This is a genomic window from Gilliamella sp. Pas-s25 (assembly GCF_009795885.1).
Classification (GTDB): domain Bacteria; phylum Pseudomonadota; class Gammaproteobacteria; order Enterobacterales; family Orbaceae; genus Gilliamella.
Window position 1 is genome coordinate 79,688 of the sequence record NZ_WTEV01000008.1, and the last position, 18,451, is coordinate 98,138.

The 18,451-nt window shown below is 33.8% G+C and carries 13 protein-coding genes and 1 tRNA gene; 7 read left to right on the plus strand and 7 right to left on the minus strand.

Features of this window, described 5'->3' with window-relative positions; genetic code table 11:
* Positions 1–120 precede the first annotated feature (120 nt).
* Positions 121–6,117 (plus strand): MG2 domain-containing protein, encoded by a 5,997-nt coding sequence (locus tag GQ593_RS05630; protein ID WP_160431167.1) that lies wholly within the window; start codon positions 121–123, stop codon positions 6,115–6,117.
* 188 nt (positions 6,118–6,305) lie between these two features.
* Here the strand turns inward: GQ593_RS05630 and GQ593_RS05635 are convergent, their stop codons facing one another.
* The 5 genes from GQ593_RS05635 to hemA form a co-directional block, all read right to left on the minus strand.
* On the minus strand, positions 6,306–7,241 hold the full coding sequence (locus tag GQ593_RS05635; protein WP_160431168.1) for a hypothetical protein: 936 nt from the start codon (positions 7,239–7,241) through the stop codon (positions 6,306–6,308).
* A gap of 901 nt (positions 7,242–8,142) precedes the next feature.
* Positions 8,143–8,229 (minus strand) — tRNA-Leu (locus GQ593_RS05640).
* Between the two features lie 98 nt (positions 8,230–8,327).
* The gene (locus GQ593_RS05645; RefSeq protein WP_085247981.1) at positions 8,328–8,570 is read right to left on the minus strand and encodes a zinc ribbon domain-containing protein; all 243 of its coding nucleotides are present in this window, start codon (positions 8,568–8,570) and stop codon (positions 8,328–8,330) included.
* Positions 8,571–8,695: 125 nt separating this feature from the next.
* The gene (locus tag GQ593_RS05650) at positions 8,696–8,950 is read right to left on the minus strand and encodes a DUF1289 domain-containing protein (protein ID WP_160431169.1); all 255 of its coding nucleotides are present in this window, start codon (positions 8,948–8,950) and stop codon (positions 8,696–8,698) included.
* Between the two features lie 36 nt (positions 8,951–8,986).
* Positions 8,987–10,258 (minus strand): glutamyl-tRNA reductase, encoded by a 1,272-nt coding sequence (hemA, locus tag GQ593_RS05655; protein ID WP_160431170.1) that lies wholly within the window; start codon positions 10,256–10,258, stop codon positions 8,987–8,989.
* A gap of 163 nt (positions 10,259–10,421) precedes the next feature.
* Here hemA and lolB point away from each other — a divergent pair, with 163 nt between their 5' ends.
* The 6 genes from lolB (at position 10,422) to GQ593_RS05685 (ending at position 16,504) form a co-directional block, all read left to right on the plus strand.
* The gene (gene lolB, locus GQ593_RS05660) at positions 10,422–11,042 is read left to right on the plus strand and encodes a lipoprotein insertase outer membrane protein LolB (RefSeq protein ID WP_160431171.1); all 621 of its coding nucleotides are present in this window, start codon (positions 10,422–10,424) and stop codon (positions 11,040–11,042) included.
* Positions 11,043–11,054: 12 nt separating this feature from the next.
* Entirely contained in the window at positions 11,055–11,894 is an 840-nt protein-coding gene (gene ispE / locus GQ593_RS05665; protein WP_160431172.1) for a 4-(cytidine 5'-diphospho)-2-C-methyl-D-erythritol kinase, read from the plus strand.
* 264 nt (positions 11,895–12,158) lie between these two features.
* Entirely contained in the window at positions 12,159–13,220 is a 1,062-nt protein-coding gene (locus GQ593_RS05670) for a bifunctional transcriptional activator/DNA repair enzyme AdaA (protein WP_160431173.1), read from the plus strand.
* Between the two features lie 229 nt (positions 13,221–13,449).
* Positions 13,450–14,001 (plus strand): adenine phosphoribosyltransferase, encoded by a 552-nt coding sequence (apt, locus tag GQ593_RS05675; RefSeq protein WP_160431174.1) that lies wholly within the window; start codon positions 13,450–13,452, stop codon positions 13,999–14,001.
* Between the two features lie 282 nt (positions 14,002–14,283).
* Positions 14,284–15,054, plus strand: a complete 771-nt coding sequence (gene ddaH, locus GQ593_RS05680) for a dimethylargininase (RefSeq protein ID WP_160431175.1) — start codon at positions 14,284–14,286, stop codon at positions 15,052–15,054.
* A gap of 49 nt (positions 15,055–15,103) precedes the next feature.
* Positions 15,104–16,504, plus strand: a complete 1,401-nt coding sequence (locus tag GQ593_RS05685; RefSeq protein WP_160431176.1) for a basic amino acid/polyamine antiporter — start codon at positions 15,104–15,106, stop codon at positions 16,502–16,504.
* Positions 16,505–16,731: 227 nt separating this feature from the next.
* Here GQ593_RS05685 and GQ593_RS05690 read toward each other — a convergent pair whose 3' ends face one another.
* Both GQ593_RS05690 and nfi read right to left on the minus strand, forming a co-directional pair.
* Positions 16,732–17,478, minus strand: a complete 747-nt coding sequence (locus GQ593_RS05690; protein WP_160431177.1) for a tRNA1(Val) (adenine(37)-N6)-methyltransferase — start codon at positions 17,476–17,478, stop codon at positions 16,732–16,734.
* Complete coding sequence (gene nfi / locus GQ593_RS05695) at positions 17,468–18,133, minus strand: deoxyribonuclease V (RefSeq protein WP_442903592.1); 666 nt, start codon at positions 18,131–18,133, stop codon at positions 17,468–17,470. Before nfi ends, GQ593_RS05690 begins: the two co-directional genes overlap by 11 nt.
* Positions 18,134–18,451: the final 318 nt, after the last annotated feature.

The following is an 18,451-nucleotide window of genomic DNA, read 5'->3' on the forward strand; positions in this document are numbered from 1 at the left end:
TCACCATATAAAAAATAAACCGTAAAAAGACTTGTCAGACATTTTCAGGAAAGCATGCGTTTAGATATAACTATAACCAATTTAGTTTAAAATTTATATATTAGGAATAGGAAATAAACAATGGAGTTACTAAAATTTATCTTGCAGTTACCTTTTAGTATTCTGCAAAAGGCTTGGGAAATAATTAGTTATTTCCTCGTTTTTTTGTTAATTTTAATAAAAGGGATTTTTTGGTTATTTGGACCGATTATTGGTGATATAAAATGGTCAACGCCCAACTGGCTACCTAATGCAAAAAGATTTTACTATGCGATAGGTTCTACATTAAACAAAATAAAAACTATAATTGGTGCAAGCATTATTCTTGGTTCTATCGCTTACTTTTCTGGTAATTATGCCTATCATTGGTACTTAAATCGTCCAAAACCGATTGAACCAGCACCTGTAGTAATAAATACCTATTCAGCTAAATTAGTCCCACCAAGTACGAGTAACGGTATAATATATATCCAATTCACCGGTGCTAAACGCCCACCAATTCCCCTTGAATCAATCAATAAAGATGAAATAACAGAAGGTATTACTATTTCACCAAACATTGAGGGGAAATGGACATGGTCAAATGATTCAACAATAAAATTCACACCAAAAGAGAGAAAGTGGCCACTTGGTATTGAATATACAGTCGTATTGGATAAGTCAAAATTATTAGCTGAAAATAGCGAACTAGAAAAAAATAGTGCAACCTTTTCCTTTATTTCTCCTGATTTCGAATATAATTTTAAAAATTATGGAGAAATTTACTCAAATCCTACAGAGCTTAATATTAGAAACGTTATTAATACAATCCAATTCAGCCACCCTGTTGATAGAAATAGTTTTGAGAAAAATATTACTTTATCTCTTTATGAAGATAATACATTTTTAAAGAATGTCGATTTTACTGTTACTTATGGAAACGATGACAAAATTGCATATGTAAAAAGTGCTCCGATTCCTTTACTTAATAAAAATGGTTATTTAGAAATCACTATCAAGGAAGGGACTATATCGACATTAGGAGGTAGTCCTACAAGCCATAGTATGACTAATGCTGTAGAGGTGCCTGATAAATATCATTTAAACATTACTAATAGCCAAGTTACATTGGTTGAAAAAAGTAACGATAAAATACAACAAGTATTAATTTTATCACTAAGTCATGCAGTTAAATCTGAAGATGTATTAAAAGCAATCAAAGTCTGGAAATTGCCTAAAAATAAAGATGTTTTATATAAAGAACGATATTACAACAATTATTCTAGTAGTTATAAAACAAAGCTCAACGTAACACCAGAAATACTCAAAACAGCAACCCCTTTATCAATAAAACCAATTGATACTGAACTTGCTTATCAAAACCAAATTAGTTTTGAATTAAAAACAGAACAAAATTCTGAGCTATATATTGAAGTTAATCAACCTTTAACTTCTCAAGAAGGTTACTTCCTAAAAGGACAGTATAAAGAAGTATTAACTGTACCTAGTTACCCAACTTATCTTAATTTTGCTGCATCAGGATCATTATTATCTTTATCTGGCGAGAAAAAACTACCTATAGTATCGCGCAATGTAGAACAGATGAAGTTAGAAATAGATCGTGTTATCCCTTCACAACTTCAACATTTAGTAGCATTTAATCAAAGTTACGAATTTAATGATATGAATTTTGGGGAATTGGATAATGATCATTTTGTTGAAAAATATAGCATAACTAAAGACTTTACCGGTGCACCTGAAGAAATTAAATATACAGATGTCGACTTAACTCGTTACTTAACAGCTAACACAAATGGCAATAAAAATCGTGGTGTTTTTTTATTAAGACTTTATGGAAAAGATAAAAAAAATACTAAATATGAGTTTATGGCCTCTCGCTTTATTGTCGTAACTGATTTAGGAATTATAGCTAAAAAATCGCTTGATCAATCAAATGATCTATTTATTCAATCAATAAGCTCAGGAGCTCCAATTAATGGAGCAAAAGTTTCTGTTTTAGGAATGAATGGCGTCACCATTACTTCCCAAAAAACAGATAGTAATGGTCATGTCCACTTTTCACCATTATCTGAATATTATAAAGGAATTAAACCACTTTTATATGTTGTTGAAAAAGGACGTGATTTATCATTTTTACCAATCAAAAGTTACGAAAGAAATTTAAATCTATCTCGTTTTGATATTGGTGGCATTCGTGAAACTGTCGAAGGTGGAGAATTGCGCTCGCACATCTTTTCGGATCGAGGAGTTTATCGCCCAGGCGATACATTCCATATAGGTACAATAGTTAGAGCCCAAAAATGGACTAATTCTTTAGAAGGAATCACGGTAGAAGCAGAAATTTATGATCCCAAATCCAATTTAGTACTTAAAAAGGCGATTGTACTAGATAAATCAGGTTTTAATGAACTTAGCTATAAGACTAACTATGAATCCCCTACTGGTGATTGGTATATTAATTTATATTTAAAAAATGACGATGAAGAATCACGAATTCTATTAGGTTCAAGTTCGGTTGTAGTTCGTGAGTTTGAACCAGATAAAACTGCTGTTTCACTTAAATTATTGCCAGAAATAAAAGAAGGTTGGTTAAAACCTGAAAATATCCAAGCTGAAATTAAAGCCAAAAATTTATTTGGTACTGATGCAGCTAATCGTCGAGTCACAAATACATTGATTCTTGAACCTTCAACCCCTTATTTTGAAAAATATGAAGACTACTATTTTTATCAAAATATCTCTGGTGTAAGAAATAGCTTTAAAGTCGAATTAGATGACGCAAAAACAGATGAAAACGGCGTAGTAAAAATCAATCTTAATGACAACATGAAAAGCTTTGAAGGCAACTATACCTTAAGAATGTTAACAGATGTTTTCGAACCAGATAGCGGTCGAAGTGTTGCTGCAACCGCAAGTACTTTTGTATCACCAAGAGATTATTTGGTTGGTGCAAAAGCAGACGGCAATTTAAGATATATTAACAGAGATTCAGTCCGTCATATTGATTTTATTGCGATAAATCCAGCTTTAGAAAAAATAGAGTTATCTAATCTAAAACTTGTTTTAATTGAAGAAAAATATCTATCAGTATTAGTCAAACAGTCTTCAGGTGTTTATAAATATGAGTCACGCCGTAAAGAATCGATACTATCAGAACAACCATTTAAGATTAATCAAAATATAACAAGATATCAATTAGATAGCAAAAATCCTGGTAACTATATTATTCAAATCAAAAATAAAGAAGACGAATTACTTTACCAAAGCAAATACTCCATTGTTGGTAAAGCTAATGTTACTCGTGATTTAGATCGTAATGCGGAATTAGCATTAAAGATTAAAGATACGCAATATAATCCAGGTGACGAAATAGAAGTTTCAATCACTGCGCCTTATGTTGGTAGTGGTATTATTACTATTGAACGCGACAAAGTGTATGCTTGGAAATGGTTTCATACAGACACAACAAGCTCAGTACAAAAAATAACGCTTCCAAAAAACATTGGCGGTAATGGTTATATTAATGTCCAATTTATTCGTGATCCTAATTCAGATGAAATTTTTATGAGTCCGCTTAGTTACGGGGTTATACCATTCAAAATTTCAAATGAACAATTTAATGATAAAATTATATTACAAGCACCATCAATAATAAAACCAGGAGATACACTACCAATTACTTTACACACCAATACACCACAAAAAGCAGTTGTATTTGCAGTAGATGAAGGAATTTTACAGGTTTCAAATTATAAACTTAAAGATCCACTAAATAGCTTCTTACGAAAAAAAGCACTATCAGTAAGAACCTCGCAAATTCTAGATCTTATATTGCCAGAATTTCGTCATCTAATAACAGCTTCGGCCCCTGGTGGTGATGGTGATAATGATGATGTTTTATCAAATCATTTAAATCCATTTAAACGAAAAGTAGACGAACCTGTAGCCTATTGGTCAGGCATTATCGATGTCGATGGCGATAAAACCGTTGAATATAAAGTCCCTGATTATTTTAATGGCAAAATTCGTATCATGGCTGTATCGGTCGGTGATAAAACAATGGGACATACGCAAATGTCAACAACTGTACATAACGATATTGTTTTACAACCTAATGCCCCATATTTTGCTGCACCAGATGATGAGTTTGAAGTTACCTTAAATGTAACTAATCTTATTGAAAATATTGGCGATAAAGCAATCCCAATCAATGTTAAGGTTTCAACCACCCCTAACCTATCTATTACGGGCGATAACAAAAAAAATATTGAATTGGCTAATGGCAAAGACGGGGTTTTAAAATTTAATTTTAAAGCAACCAATAAACTTGGTAATGCCGATCTTCATTTTTCTGCTAACTATAATGATATTACAATTACTCGTGATATTAGTCTTTCAATAAGACCACTAACTGAGTACAGATTAATCACAAAAATGGGAAGAATGGATGGTGCAAAGGAAACAATTACTGATTTTAGAGACATGTACAGTGACTTAAGTAAACGTGAAGCCGCTGTATCTTATTCACCGTTTATCTTAAGTAAAGGTTTAAATACCTATTTACAAGATTACCCACACTACTGTTCTGAACAGATTGTCAGTCGCGCAATTCCTATTTTAATCGCGAATAAATATCGTGATTTTGATCTGGCTTCAAAAGAAGGAGTTTCCTCACTATCAGAACTATTTCAAGTATTACAATCTCGTCAAAATAGTGAAGGTGCGATTGGTTTATGGTATTCAACATATAATGTTAATCCATTTATTACGCTATACGCTGTAAATTTTATGCTTGAAGCAAAAGAAATGGGCTATAAAGTTCCTAAAAAAATGCTTGATAATGCTAATAAATATTTACAAACAATTGCCGAATCCAGCTATTCTGATACTTATGGATTAAGAGTCCGTGCTTATGCTATCTATTTATTAACACGACAAAATCAGGTAACAACAAGCTATTTAGCTTCTGCTATTCACGATCTTAATAGAAAAACAGATTTATGGAAAAAAGATATTACAGCAATGTATCTAGCATCATCTTATAAGATGCTGAAAATGGATAAAGAAGCAAATAAATTACTCAAACCAATTTGGCAACAGTTAGAAGATGCGTATGATCATGCTTGGTGGACCAACAACTATTATGATCCACTGGTTGTTGATGCAGGAAAAATCTATTTAATTAGCAAACATTTTCCTGAAAAAATAAATGATATTCCAGCACAAGCATTAGAAAATATGGTTCTCATGCTTAATAAACAAAAATATACAACTCAATCAGCCGCAATGACTATACTGGCTTTAAGCAGTTATTCGCATAGTATCAATAAATCAAATTTATCTAGTGAAACCCTTCAAATTAATGCAGTATCTAAAGACCAAGAAAAACAAAGAGTTATTGCAAGTTTAAATGGAATCTTAGCCAAAGGTAAATTTACCGCTCAAGATACTAAAGTAAATATAACTAATAAATCCAGCTTACCTGCTTGGTATATGCTTTCAGAGCAAGGTTATGATACAACTCCGCCTAAAGAGCCAATTAAACGGGGTATGGAAGTCTATCGTGAGTTCACAGATCTTGACGGAAAACCTGTTGAGAAAGTCAAACTTGGCGATAAAATCAATGTTACAGTTCAAATACGCGCACTAGCAGATGAAGGAGCTACAAATATCGCAATTATTGATTTACTACCGGGTGGCTTTGAAGTTGTGCAACAACCAATTACCCCTAAAGAAGATAACAATGACGAATATATTCAAGGAGATGATGATTATGATGAAGAATCTGAAGAATACGAAGACTATGAAGAAGATAGTAATTATGGCTGGGTTTCGCCAATTGCTATAAAAACAGGTGAAAATACTTGGTATCCTGAATATGTCGATGTTCGTGAAGATCGTGTTATTATCTATGGTTCAACATATAATGATAAAATACAGAAATTCACTTATCAAATCAAAGCAACTAATGTAGGAACCTACAGCATTCCACCTGCATTTGGTGAAGCTATGTATGATCGTGATATTCAAGCTGTATCAACAAGTGGACAAAAGATAAGCATCATCTCACAGCAATAGTTGTTTACAACTAACCAATCACTAAAACGGGCTTATGCCCGTTTTTTCAATAAAAAAACCATCATCATACATGACAATAAAAAAGCCATGTTCTGAAACACAGCTCTTTTATGTTCATACTCGTTTTATGCTTATACAGCTAAAATGCTAAATAACAATTTACCTTATACTAAAAGTATTTAATTTATTTATTGAGTAACAAAAAAATTGATTTGGTTAGTTTCATCGAATGCTTCCTCAAGTTGTCTTGTCGCTGATTGATAACTTCGATTCGTATCTCCTTCCGATGTGCATTCTTTCATAATGGCATGTTTTGTTTGAAAAGTTTCATTCGATGTTAACTGTTTATATAAAGATGCTAAGTCTTTACCTGTCGAGGTAAAAAACTTATTCCAATCATTTAATTGAGTTTCCACAAATTCACGGCCTTTTTTGCAGGCAATCGCATCTAACTGAACATTTGGAATCGTATATTTCTTGATCTCAGAAAATGTAGGATGTTGATTTATGAAGTTTATTTTTTCATTAAGTCCTTCTGATTTCAAAGATTCAATAAAACTGTCTTCGCGGAATAATTTAATTTTTTGAGATTGAAATTGCCCCTTTCCTCGCAAAGTCACTTCATCTGGATAAGGTTCATCAACGGAATAATCCCAAAAATCCTTTTGACGTTCAATAAAAACATCATTAATAACTTTAACCGGCATTTCAAGCTCTTGTTGTTCACCGTTAATAATTACAGGAACTGAATTTAAATGTTTAGCTATCAACTTATCATAAGTTTCATCACTCACATTTGAAGTTGTATAGAAAGTAGTTAACAAATAATAGTTACTTTGAGTAGGATTAATTAATCCAGAACTATCAGTTGTTGAAGGTTTAGCTATAAAATTTAACGATTGATCACCATAAGACAATGTATGCTTACCGTACTCAAATGTATAATTCACACTTGATTTTGCTGGAATGGTTAATTCTTTTCCATCCACAATAACTTTTATTTCGTTTGGAGTTGGATTGTCAATCATACGATCAACTGAGCTAGACGAAGATGTATCTGAACCAAAACAACCGGCCAATGTTATGTTGCAAATTAACAACAAAGAATATTTTATTTTTTTCATCGCATTAATTTTTTATAAAGGTTTTAAAAGGAACCAAATATTATCATAAATTTGATAAAACAACTATTTTGGCTATCATTTTTAATATTATTTGTAGTAATACCATAAATTCGAAATGCTGTAGGGAAACATCAGGTTGTTTATACTTCCTGATAAAAATAATCTTCAAAAAATTTATACGCATTTTGCCAGAAATCACTTAAATTTTTGTTTCCTATCCTTTGAATAGTTAACTATTCGCTAATTATGCTACCTCTGCATTAAAATACGAACCACGTTTTCAACTTACCCATTCATTTGATAGCTAGCAAATTTCGTGAATTTTTAATTGATACGATAGAGATTACGCATTTTGACAAATGGGATACTACCAAGTCTAAATTAATCACCAAACGGTATAGAATCCTGAATATTTTTTACAAAAAATAGAGCCTAAAAAACGACATCTGTGTAAATATCCATAGTGAGCACACTGCTCACCTAGAAAATGATACTAACTGTTTTCATGTTTTATATTCTATGAGAGTTATGTTATTTAATACTTAATGAGCTCTTTCGGTGCTATAAATGGTTAGACGCCTGACCATAAAAAGTTTAGCTAAATCGGGACGGAAATTTTTTTATGATATAGGCGTTAGTTTTATGTATATTCATCACTGTCGTTTCTTAAATTACTATAAACAACGCGAGTAATTCCTACAATTAATGAATAGAGGAATATTGTCATATCGATCTTTTCGATCAATGATTGCGCTATCACGTTCAGTTTTGTGATCGATTTGGGTCAATTGGGATTGATTTCGGTAGAGTCAGTTAACACACTAAATATTGTAGAATCGTGTCTTGATGAGATTTTGGACATAAAAAAACCAGCTTTTAGCTGGTGTTCTTTTTTTGGACTTGGTGCCAGTGGTCGGACTCGAACCGACACGCTTTTAAGGGCGGCGGATTTTGAATCCGCTGCGTCTACCAATTTCGCCACACTGGCATTAAACGTGTAAATAAGTAAACGTTAGCATTATACTTAGCTTTGCAATATCTGCAACAAGTATTCTCGTAAAGTGCTTTATATGCCTAAAAAACAAGCTACCGTCTAGGTTTCCATGCGGGTAATTTTTTAAGGATTATGTAAGCCGTTTGCTTAGCCACTGCGTTATCAACATTATGATTTTTAGCATATTGTAATGTGACTTCATACCATTTTTCGTCAAATGTTTTCATTGTGCCATCTTTACGAGCACAATGTTTACAATAGCTTTTTGACATATCAAGCAACGGATAATCAGCAATAGCTGTCATTGGCATGCCACAAGCAATACACATTTTCATATTCTAAGTCCCAATAAAATTTAAAAAGTGACTTAATAATTGCCATCTTTATTATATGTATAAAAAAGCCTACTCTTAGTTACACAAGATTACAATATACAATTAAACAGAACTAAATAGATTTTTCAGAAATTAAGATCAAATTGTGATGTGATTGGATTTAATTGTGGTTGTCGTTGTTGCTGTGATAATAAATAACGACGCCTTGCTGCCCGTTGTTTGCATAAACGCAAAACATCTTGCTTTTGGCTATCACTCAAGGTTAACCACTTAAAGCGTTCGTCTCTTGAGCGATAGCAGGTAATACAATAGCCTTGTTTATCAGTTTCGCAAACCCGTTTACAAGGGCTTGGGATATCAAAAAATTCAATCTGATCCAAATTATTCCTCGTCTTTTAGGCAATTCGATATATTTATTAATGTTCTTTTAAACCTAAACCTTTACTAAGCACTTTAAAACAGTCATCACAATCATGTGTTGCTGCGTGGAGCAATGTTTGAGTCGGTGCATGGATTAATTTATTGGTTAAACGATGGGAAAACTCAGCAAAAACATCATCAATATTAGCACCCTGCTTGATAGCATTTAAAGCTTTTATTTGTAATTCACGCTTAATACTTTCCGCATTACTACGATACTGCTTAACATAAGCAACTGCATGTCTAGTTTTAATCCAATCAATGAAATGTTCAGCTTGTTCTTGAATAAGATATTGCGCTTCTTTAGCGGCAATAGCGCGTTGCTCTAAATTACTTTCAACCGTTTTTTGTAAGTCATCAATAGTGTAAAGATGCACATTATTGAGCTGATTAACCTCTTCCTCGACATCACGAGGCACAGCTAAATCAATAAACAGCATTTTACGATAATTTCTAGCATGTAAGGTGCGTTCGACCATGCCTTTACCTATGATAGGTAAAGGGCTTGCTGTTGAACTAATCACAATATCAACATCTTTAAGTCGATTAGCGATATCAGGCAATGAAATGATTTCTGCATCGATACCAGCCGCAAGTTTTAATGCCTTTTCACGGGTACGATTGGCAATAATGACGTGATTAAACCCATGCGGTTTTAGATAGCGCGAGATAAGCTCTATCGTTTCCCCTGCTCCAACAAGCATAATATTTAAACTAGAAGTATCAACAAAAATATGACGAGCAACTAAACAAGCGGCATAAGCAACAGATGCCGTATTAGCACCAATATTGGTTTCACTGCGGACAATTTTTGCCACATGAAATACTGTTTGAAATAGTTTTTTTAATTGGACAGATAAACAGTTTTGTTTTTGAGCAAAACTATATGCCTGCTTAACTTGCCCTAAAATTTGTGGCTCACCAATGATCATTGAGTCTAAACCGCTAGCCACCGACATCAAATGCTCAATAGCTTGTTGACCGTCATACCAATAAAGTGAGTCTTGATATAGCTCAATATCAAGATGATGAAATTGCCCCAACCAACTTTCTACCGACTGTTTTAATCTTAGATAGTCGGTTTGATGCTCATAACTTAAATAAATTTCAGTTCGATTACAGGTAGACAAAATCACACACCCTTCAACCAAAGGATGTTGGTATAAGCTATATAGCGCTTTATCGACAATCTCAGTAGGAAAAGCAAGCCTTTCCCTTAAAGCGACTGGCGCAGTTTTATGATTAACACCAAAAATTGTAATGGACATTGCATCGCTTCTTTTTTGTAGGTTATATTAGATATAATTATTTTATTCAGCGTTCTTAAAACTCATATTATACATAAAAAACAATAAAAGGTTCTTTTTCTTATTCAGCAAATAATCAGTTATAATACTGCCATCGTTGACAAATACAACTAAGAGTTATGCCATGTCTAAAATTAAATATGCTTTTATTATCATGCTACCGTTACTTATCACAGCTTGCCAAACAACGAAATCTCAAAACAATACGTCGGTTGCGCAACAATGGCAAGTTCATCAACAAAATCTAAAACAAATAAACGCTTTTCAAGTAAAAGGTAGTATCGCTTATATAAGTGATAAATCGCGTAGTTATGGACGATTTTTGATAACTCAACAATCAACCGATAATTACCAAGTCAAATTGACCTCACCGGTTGGTACCAACATTTTAACTTTAAACGCAGAGCCTAATTATGCTCAATTGATTGATAAACATGGTGGAAGCTACCAAGATGTCAATGTTGAAAATCTCATGAAAAAAATATCTAATGTAAATATCCCACTTAATTCTTTACACAATTGGCTAAAAGGTTTTTCAGACAATATCAATACTGACAAATTAGACAATTCAGGGCGATTAATATCAACAATATTTGTGCAAAATAATAATAAGTGGACATTAAAAATTCCAAGTTACGCAGCTTACACCTATAAAAATCAAAAAATTGATTTGCCAGCTACTATCGAACTTACGCATGATGACGAACTTGTCCGCTTAAAAATTAGTGACTGGATTTTAAAATAACGGAAAATAGTGATGAAACAGTGGTTATCTCCTGCTAAATTAAATTTATTTTTATATATTACTGGTCGTCGTGCAGACAACTATCATAATTTACAAACGTTGTTTCAATTTATTGATTATTGTGACACCGTAACGTTTAGTGCACGCAAAGATAACAAGATTAACTTATTAACCGATTTTGCAAACATACCAGCTAATAAAAATTTAATTGTCATTGCCGCTGAACAATTAAAAAATTATACCAATCGCAATGATCTAGGTGTAGATATCGCAATTGATAAAAAGATCCCTATGGGAGGAGGATTGGGAGGCGCATCGTCCAATGCGGCGACGGTATTAGTGGCTCTTAATCAGTTATGGCAACTTAACTTATCCACTGAAACATTAATGGATATAGGGCGAAACATTGGTGCCGATGTCCCTATTTTTATTTATGGACATGCTGCTTTTGCTGAAGGAATTGGCGATCAATTTCAACCTATAGATATACCAGAATATTGGTACCTAGTCACTTACCCTAATATTGAAATATCTACAGTTAAAATTTTTAATGATCCTGAGCTAACTCGTAACACACCGGTCCAAAACATCACTGATTTGCTTTCATTGCCGTTTAACGAATTGCAAAATGATTGTGAAAGCATTGTTCGAAAACGCTATCCTAAAGTAGACAATATAATTACTTACCTTTCTCAATATGGTACTACTCGATTAACCGGCACCGGTGCATGTGTTTTTACACAGTGTGAATCAAAGCAGCAAGCATTAACCATTCAAAACAAACTTAAAGAACTCTCAATCCATAGTTTTGTGGCTAAATCATTAAACTCTTCACCTTTATACGCAAATTAAACAAAAGACCTTAATCTAAAAATATCATTAGATGATTAAGGTTTTTTATAAATAATGCCAATGGTTAAATATTAAATAAGCTACATTTGTGCCAAGCGCTAATCTTGCTATCACTAATAATAGTTAAGTTCAAATCAAACTAAACAACAAAATAAAAAATAGTTGTCTTTTTTTCGGTTGCAACGCTTCGTGTTTATTTAATATGCTACCGGATTGTTAATTCCTCAGTTATTAAATTAACTAAAATTGGGACTTTTAAAAATTATGCTTATTACTAATGTCGAAAAAATAAAACAATATTATCAAGCTTTACTGGCAAAGGATGCGCACTATATCGGGATATTTTACGCAGGCGTTAAAACAACATCGATATTTTGTATTGCGACTTGCCGAGCAAAGAAACCAAAATTTGAAAATGTAGAATTTTTTAGTACTTTTAAAGAAGCCCTTGATGCAGGGTATCGTCCTTGTAAAATTTGTAAACCAACTGAAAACGCAAATGAAGCACCACCAGAAGTTGTTAAAGCTATTACATTAATTACACAAAATCCCAAAACAAAAATATCGGATACACAATTAAAAGAACATCAAATAACTCCCGAAACAGTCAGACGCTGGTTCAAAAAACACTATGGTATTACTTTCCAATCCTACCAAAGAATGTATCGAATTAATCATGCCTTTCAAGAGCTTAAAATCGGCAAAAATGTCATTAATACCGCTTATGATACAGGATATGAATCTTTAAGTGGCTTTGGATATACCTATAAAAAAATCACCAAAAATGCCCCATTAATAAGCATTAACCAAGACATTATCCTAATTAATCGCTTAACAACGCCATTAGGACCTATGTTTATATGCTCCACTAATCAAGGGATCTGCTTATTAGAATTTGTCGACAGACGAATGTTAGAAACCGAATTCGAACAGCTGCAAAAACAGTTAAAATTGCAGATAATTTTTGGAGATAACCAGCATATAAAACAAGCAAAAGAAGAAATTACTGAGTACTTTCAAGGAAAAAGACAACATTTTAGTGTCAATTTGCATACACCAGGAACAGATTTTCAGCAAACCGTTTGGGACAGTTTAAAGCAGATCCCTTATGGCAAACTAACTACCTATAAAGCACAAGCAGAAAACATCAATAATCCACATGCTATACGTGCAGTTGCAAACGCAAATGGGTTTAATCGAGTCGCAATTATCATACCTTGTCACAGGGTCATTGGATCAAATGGTGAATTAATGGGATATGGCGGAGGATTAGAAAGAAAACGCTGGTTAATTGAACATGAAAAAAATCACTCAAAGCAAAATTAAATGTATTTGTAAAAATTTTAAAAAAACATAAAGTGTTTAAAAAGAATTTTTTACGGCATGGTATCATTTAATGATTAATTACGATTTTACTAATGAAACAAATATACTAATTGATAAGTATTGCTAGTTTTTAGCATGATATTACGGTTTCTTTATTGCAACTAAAAAGTTTGCAGGTATATAATGAAAAATTAGCAACTCTTATAGAAAAGGCTTAGAGAGCATTTAAATGAATCAGTTACAAGAAAAACTTGCATTAATTAAAAACAGCATTCTTACCATTCCCAATTACCCAAAAGAAGGGGTTTTGTTTCGTGATATCACCAGTTTACTTGCTGATCCTATTGCATTTAAAACCACTGTTGAATTACTAATTGATCATTATCGTAATAAAAAAATTGATAAAGTTGTTGGCACAGAAGCGCGAGGGTTTATTTTTGCAGCACCAATTGCGTTAGCATTGGGTGTAGGTTTTATTCCTGTTCGTAAACCTAATAAATTACCTCGTCACGTGTTTAAAGAGGAATATCAACTTGAGTACGGCACAGACACATTAGAAATTCACACAGATGCCATTAAACCAGGTGAACGGGTATTAATTATTGATGATTTACTCGCTACTGGTGGAACAATCGCTGCAACAGCTAACTTAATTCGGAAAGCTGGTGGTATTGCCGAAAATGCTGCATTTGTGATCAACTTACCAGATTTAGGTGGCAAATCCAAGTTAACGGATATGGGGATTGATTGCTTTACTTTAGTTAATTTTGACGGAGAATAATGATTACTATTAAGGGCACGCTTGGTGCCCTTTTTTCATTTTAAGTACCATTCATTTCTTTTCCTTTCTAAAATCAAACCCGCAAACCCGTAAGTTATTTTTGTTGTATACAAAAAATAGATATGCACGCCTCACTTCATCTAAATTCAGCTGTACCGATCAAAACAAGAAAATAATAAAAAAACCAACTAAAACGAATAAAAATACACTTCACATCTTGATTAAGCTTTAAATGTGAATTATTATTCAATAATTAAGCATAATTATTTAAAAGGAAATAAAATGAAAAAATTTAACCACATTATTACAAGAATTCCCGCCAAATCACTTATTAACGGTTTAACTTCAGCTAACTTGGGCAAACCAGATTATCAAAAAGCCTTAGATCAACATAATAATTATATTCGTGCATTACAGCAGTGCGATGTTGACATCACCATTTTACCCGCTGATGAACGCTTTCCAGATTCAGTATTTGTTGAAGATGCAGTCCTTTGTACGCCATATTGTGCCATTATTACAAGACCGGGAGCCGAAAGCCGCAGGGAAGAAACTGAAATTATTGCTGAGACCATCGAAAGATTTTATCCGAATAAAGTGGAAAGAATTAACGCACCCGGTACAGTTGAAGCGGGCGATATAATGATGGTTGAAAACCACTACTACATTGGTTTATCGGCTCGAACCAACCTAGCTGGCGCTAACCAAATGATAGCTATTTTAGAAAAGTATGGATTAACGGGCTCGGTGGTTAAACTCGAAAAAGTGTTACATCTAAAAACTGGTCTTGCTTATTTAGAGAATAACAACTTATTAGCAGCAGGCGAATTTATCACTAAACCCGAATTCCAACACCTTAATATTATTGAAATCCCTGAGCAAGAAAGTTATGCGGCTAACTGCATATGGGTTAACGACCGCGTTATTATGCCAGCAGGCTACCCAATCACAAAAGGCAAAATCGCAAAGCTTGGTTACCAAGTTATCGAAGTGGATACCTCTGAATATCAAAAAATAGATGGTGGCGTAAGTTGCATGTCATTACGATTTTAAAATGATTGAATGAAAAACTGCTAATACTCAACTCAACAATAAGCAAATTATGAATACACCAATACAAAAAAAGCTAGGCATACTTCCCCTTACCCTATTAGTTGTTGGCAGTATTGTAGGGAGTGGAATTTTTAGCCTACCACAAAACATGGCCGAAGGGTCAGGCACTGCAGGGATTTTAATTGCATGGACAATAACCCTTTTGGGCATGTTTATGCTAACACGGATATTTCAGTATTTATCGATCCGATTTTACAAAATCAATGATGGATTATACGGCTATGTGCGAGAAGGATTTGGCGATTATATCGGCTTTAATGCAGCATGGGGATACTGGATATCGGCATGGATGTCGTGTACTAGCTACTTAGTTATTTTATTTAGCGCATTAGGATCTTTTGACTGCTTGAGCTTTTTTGGTCATGGCACCACGTTACCAGCAGTTATTGCGGCTATTTTATTGTTATGGATAGTACATTATTTTGTATTGAAAGGAATATATCGTGCCTTCTTATTAAATTGTTTAGTGACATTGGCTAAAATTGTGCCTATTGGTTTATTTATTGTTTGTGTTAGCCTAGCCTTTAAAATATCGACATTTAAGATCGACTTTTGGGGAACTGCGCAATTAGGATCAATTATTGATCAAGTTAAAAACACCATGCTTTATACCGTTTGGGTCTATTTAGGGATTGAAAGCGCAACGGTTTATGCCAAAAGAGCCAAAAATATCATTAGTATTAGTCGCGCAACCTTTTTTGGCTTTGCCATTACCAGTTTATTACTTATTTGCGTATCTGTGTTATCGCTTGGCATTGTGCCACAGCAAGAACTGGCACAAATGAAAAACCCATCAATGGCCTTAGTCATTGAACGTGTCATTGGTAGCTGGGGTGCAACCTTGATCAATATCGGCTTAATCGTGTCGGTCAGTGGTGGATTATTATCGTGGCTAATGCTAGCTGCCGAAATGCTATTTTTAAGCGGCCAAGGCAAACAGCACACGGTGCCAAGTTGCTTTGGTAAACTCAACAAAGCGGGTACACCTTTCAACGCATTATGGTTAACAACAAGCTTAATAACGGTATTAATTATCCTTGCTCATTTCAATCAATCGGGCTACAACACCTTAATCCAGTTATCAACCTCAATGGTGCTGATCCCCTACTTGCTTTCGGCACTTTTCGTTTCCAAACTGGCTATTCAACAAGGCAAAGCCTATTTAATTATAATTGGCGCTTTAGGATCGATTTATGGAGTATGGTTGATTTATGCTGGTGGTACAACTTATTTATTACTTTCCATGATACTCTATAGCGTGGGACTATGTTTTTACCTCTATGCCAGAAAGGAACGATCTTTACCAGCATTTAGTTATTTGCACGACAAAGTGTATGCTATTGCAATTATCCTATTAGCTGTCATCGCTATTTTATACTTCTTGATCTGATCATATTTAGTCGAGGCTTTTTGACAATCTCAAATAGCCTCATATGAGCAAAAAATACGAATATATAAAAGGAATACAAGCGACTTAAATAATAAGTTATATTTGTATATAACATTAATTTTATGCTTTAACTTTTGAGGATGAAAATTTCTTTTATCAAGATTTATTACTTACTATTAAATAACTTAGATTCACTATGAAATTAAAAATAAGTAAGCATCTAAGCGTTATTTTCGAAACAGATAAAAATCAGCTAACAACCGTCTAAACTCTTGTGAATAACGCCCATCATCCTCTCGCATACACAATTCCTGCGAATTAACCTTATTAGACTGAATTAATGAAAAAGCCATCAACGACAACGAAAAGTCTTTATCTGCACTATATCTAACATTCATCAATTCGTGTAAATATAACTGATTAGATTCACATAATAACCTAAACTGATTAGATAAATGATAAGGCAAAACTAAACAAAATTGACCTGCGGGGTTTAATAAACGCTTAACCGTGTCAATAAGCTGTTGAAAGTTTAAACTTTCGGTATAACGTGCTAATTGCCTTTGTGGATTACGACAATCAACAGCTGATTCAAAATAAGGAGGATTTGTCACAATCAAATCATAGCCCACGGCATGACTTGGCTCAAATTGATTAATATCGATATTAATCGCATTAACCGAGGTAAACCCAGCTTGTTGGCTATTTTGCTGGCATTGTGCCACTGCCTGCACATCAATATCAATCGCATCAATTTGACAGTGATTATGTTCTAATCGCTGAGCTAACATCAACGCAATTACGCCACAACCGCAGCCAATATCCAGTATTTTTTGCGGAGCAGAACGAATGGGCGCCCATGCGCCTAACAAACAACTATCAGTTGTTACCTTCATTGGACTTTTGTCGTGCCCAACAAAAAAACGTTTAAAGGTAAAGCCACCTTTTTTTAATGGTAATGGATTATTGTGCATGTTTAAACTTCTTAAACAAAGGTTTATTTGACGCAATCGCATCAGCCCAGCGCGTTGGTTCAGGCAAGCGATAGCCACGCAAGCATAAATTAACCCATTTTAAAGCGCTATCTTGACTCACTCGGTGACCGGCCGAAATAAATAAAGGATTGCAATTATTTTTACTGCATAGCACCCAACCAATCTGGTCTTGCTTATCTTGCAAAGGCGTGACACTACCTGCTTGTTTTGGCAATGGTTTATACTGACCGCACAACTTTTTTTTAGCCACTCCAATCGTTGGCATATCTAGCAACAAACCTAAATGACTGGCAATACCTAAACGTCGAGGGTGAGCAACCCCTTGTCCATCAACGAACAATAAATCGGGTTTCTGAGTTACCTGCTGCCATGCCTCGATCAGTGCTGGATACTCACGAAAAGATAAATAACCGGGAATATAAGGAAACTGTGTTCTTATTCGAGCAATATGGTACTCAACAACCTTAAAATCAGGATAAGTAAGAACAACAATTGCAGCTCTAGTCACATGACCATCATCCTCAAAACCGACATCGGTTCCACCAATAAATTTAACCGACTGACAAAACGCATCGGTTAATATAACTTGTTTTGCTAACGTCTGTTGTGTTTGCCTTAATTGTTCTAAATTAATAGACATTTTGATTCTGATCAGTATTATTATCTACAATAAATTGATTTTACCAGAATTAGCATGCCATATACATCAGCAAATCCCGTTGAACTAACAGAAGAAATAAAAAAAGTCACTTTATTGTCAATGCTGCGCCAGTTACATCAACCGAACAATCCAGCGATTTTATTAACCAAATAAACGATGCCAACGCTACTGACAACTGCTGGGGGTAGAAATTCCTCGTGTTGTTTTTAGTAATTAGAGAAAACATAGTAATGAATATACATAAAAAAACAACATTAACGCCTTATCATAGACAAGAAATATGACGTCTAT

Excerpts from the sequence above, each read along its gene's own strand:
- GQ593_RS05635 (WP_160431168.1), bottom strand. The coding sequence starts at position 7,241 with ATGAAAAAAATAAAATATTCTTTGTTGTTAATTTGCAACATAACATTG.
- ispE (WP_160431172.1), top strand. The coding sequence starts at position 11,055 with ATGAAACAGTGGTTATCTCCTGCTAAATTAAATTTATTTTTATATATT.
- GQ593_RS05690 (WP_160431177.1), bottom strand. The coding sequence starts at position 17,478 with ATGCACAATAATCCATTACCATTAAAAAAAGGTGGCTTTACCTTTAAA.
- apt (WP_160431174.1), top strand. The coding sequence starts at position 13,450 with ATGAATCAGTTACAAGAAAAACTTGCATTAATTAAAAACAGCATTCTT.
- hemA (WP_160431170.1), bottom strand. The coding sequence starts at position 10,258 with ATGTCCATTACAATTTTTGGTGTTAATCATAAAACTGCGCCAGTCGCT.
- GQ593_RS05645 (WP_085247981.1), bottom strand. The coding sequence starts at position 8,570 with ATGAAAATGTGTATTGCTTGTGGCATGCCAATGACAGCTATTGCTGAT.
- lolB (WP_160431171.1), top strand. The coding sequence starts at position 10,422 with ATGTCTAAAATTAAATATGCTTTTATTATCATGCTACCGTTACTTATC.
- ddaH (WP_160431175.1), top strand. The coding sequence starts at position 14,284 with ATGAAAAAATTTAACCACATTATTACAAGAATTCCCGCCAAATCACTT.
- GQ593_RS05630 (WP_160431167.1), top strand. The coding sequence starts at position 121 with ATGGAGTTACTAAAATTTATCTTGCAGTTACCTTTTAGTATTCTGCAA.
- GQ593_RS05670 (WP_160431173.1), top strand. The coding sequence starts at position 12,159 with ATGCTTATTACTAATGTCGAAAAAATAAAACAATATTATCAAGCTTTA.
- GQ593_RS05685 (WP_160431176.1), top strand. The coding sequence starts at position 15,104 with ATGAATACACCAATACAAAAAAAGCTAGGCATACTTCCCCTTACCCTA.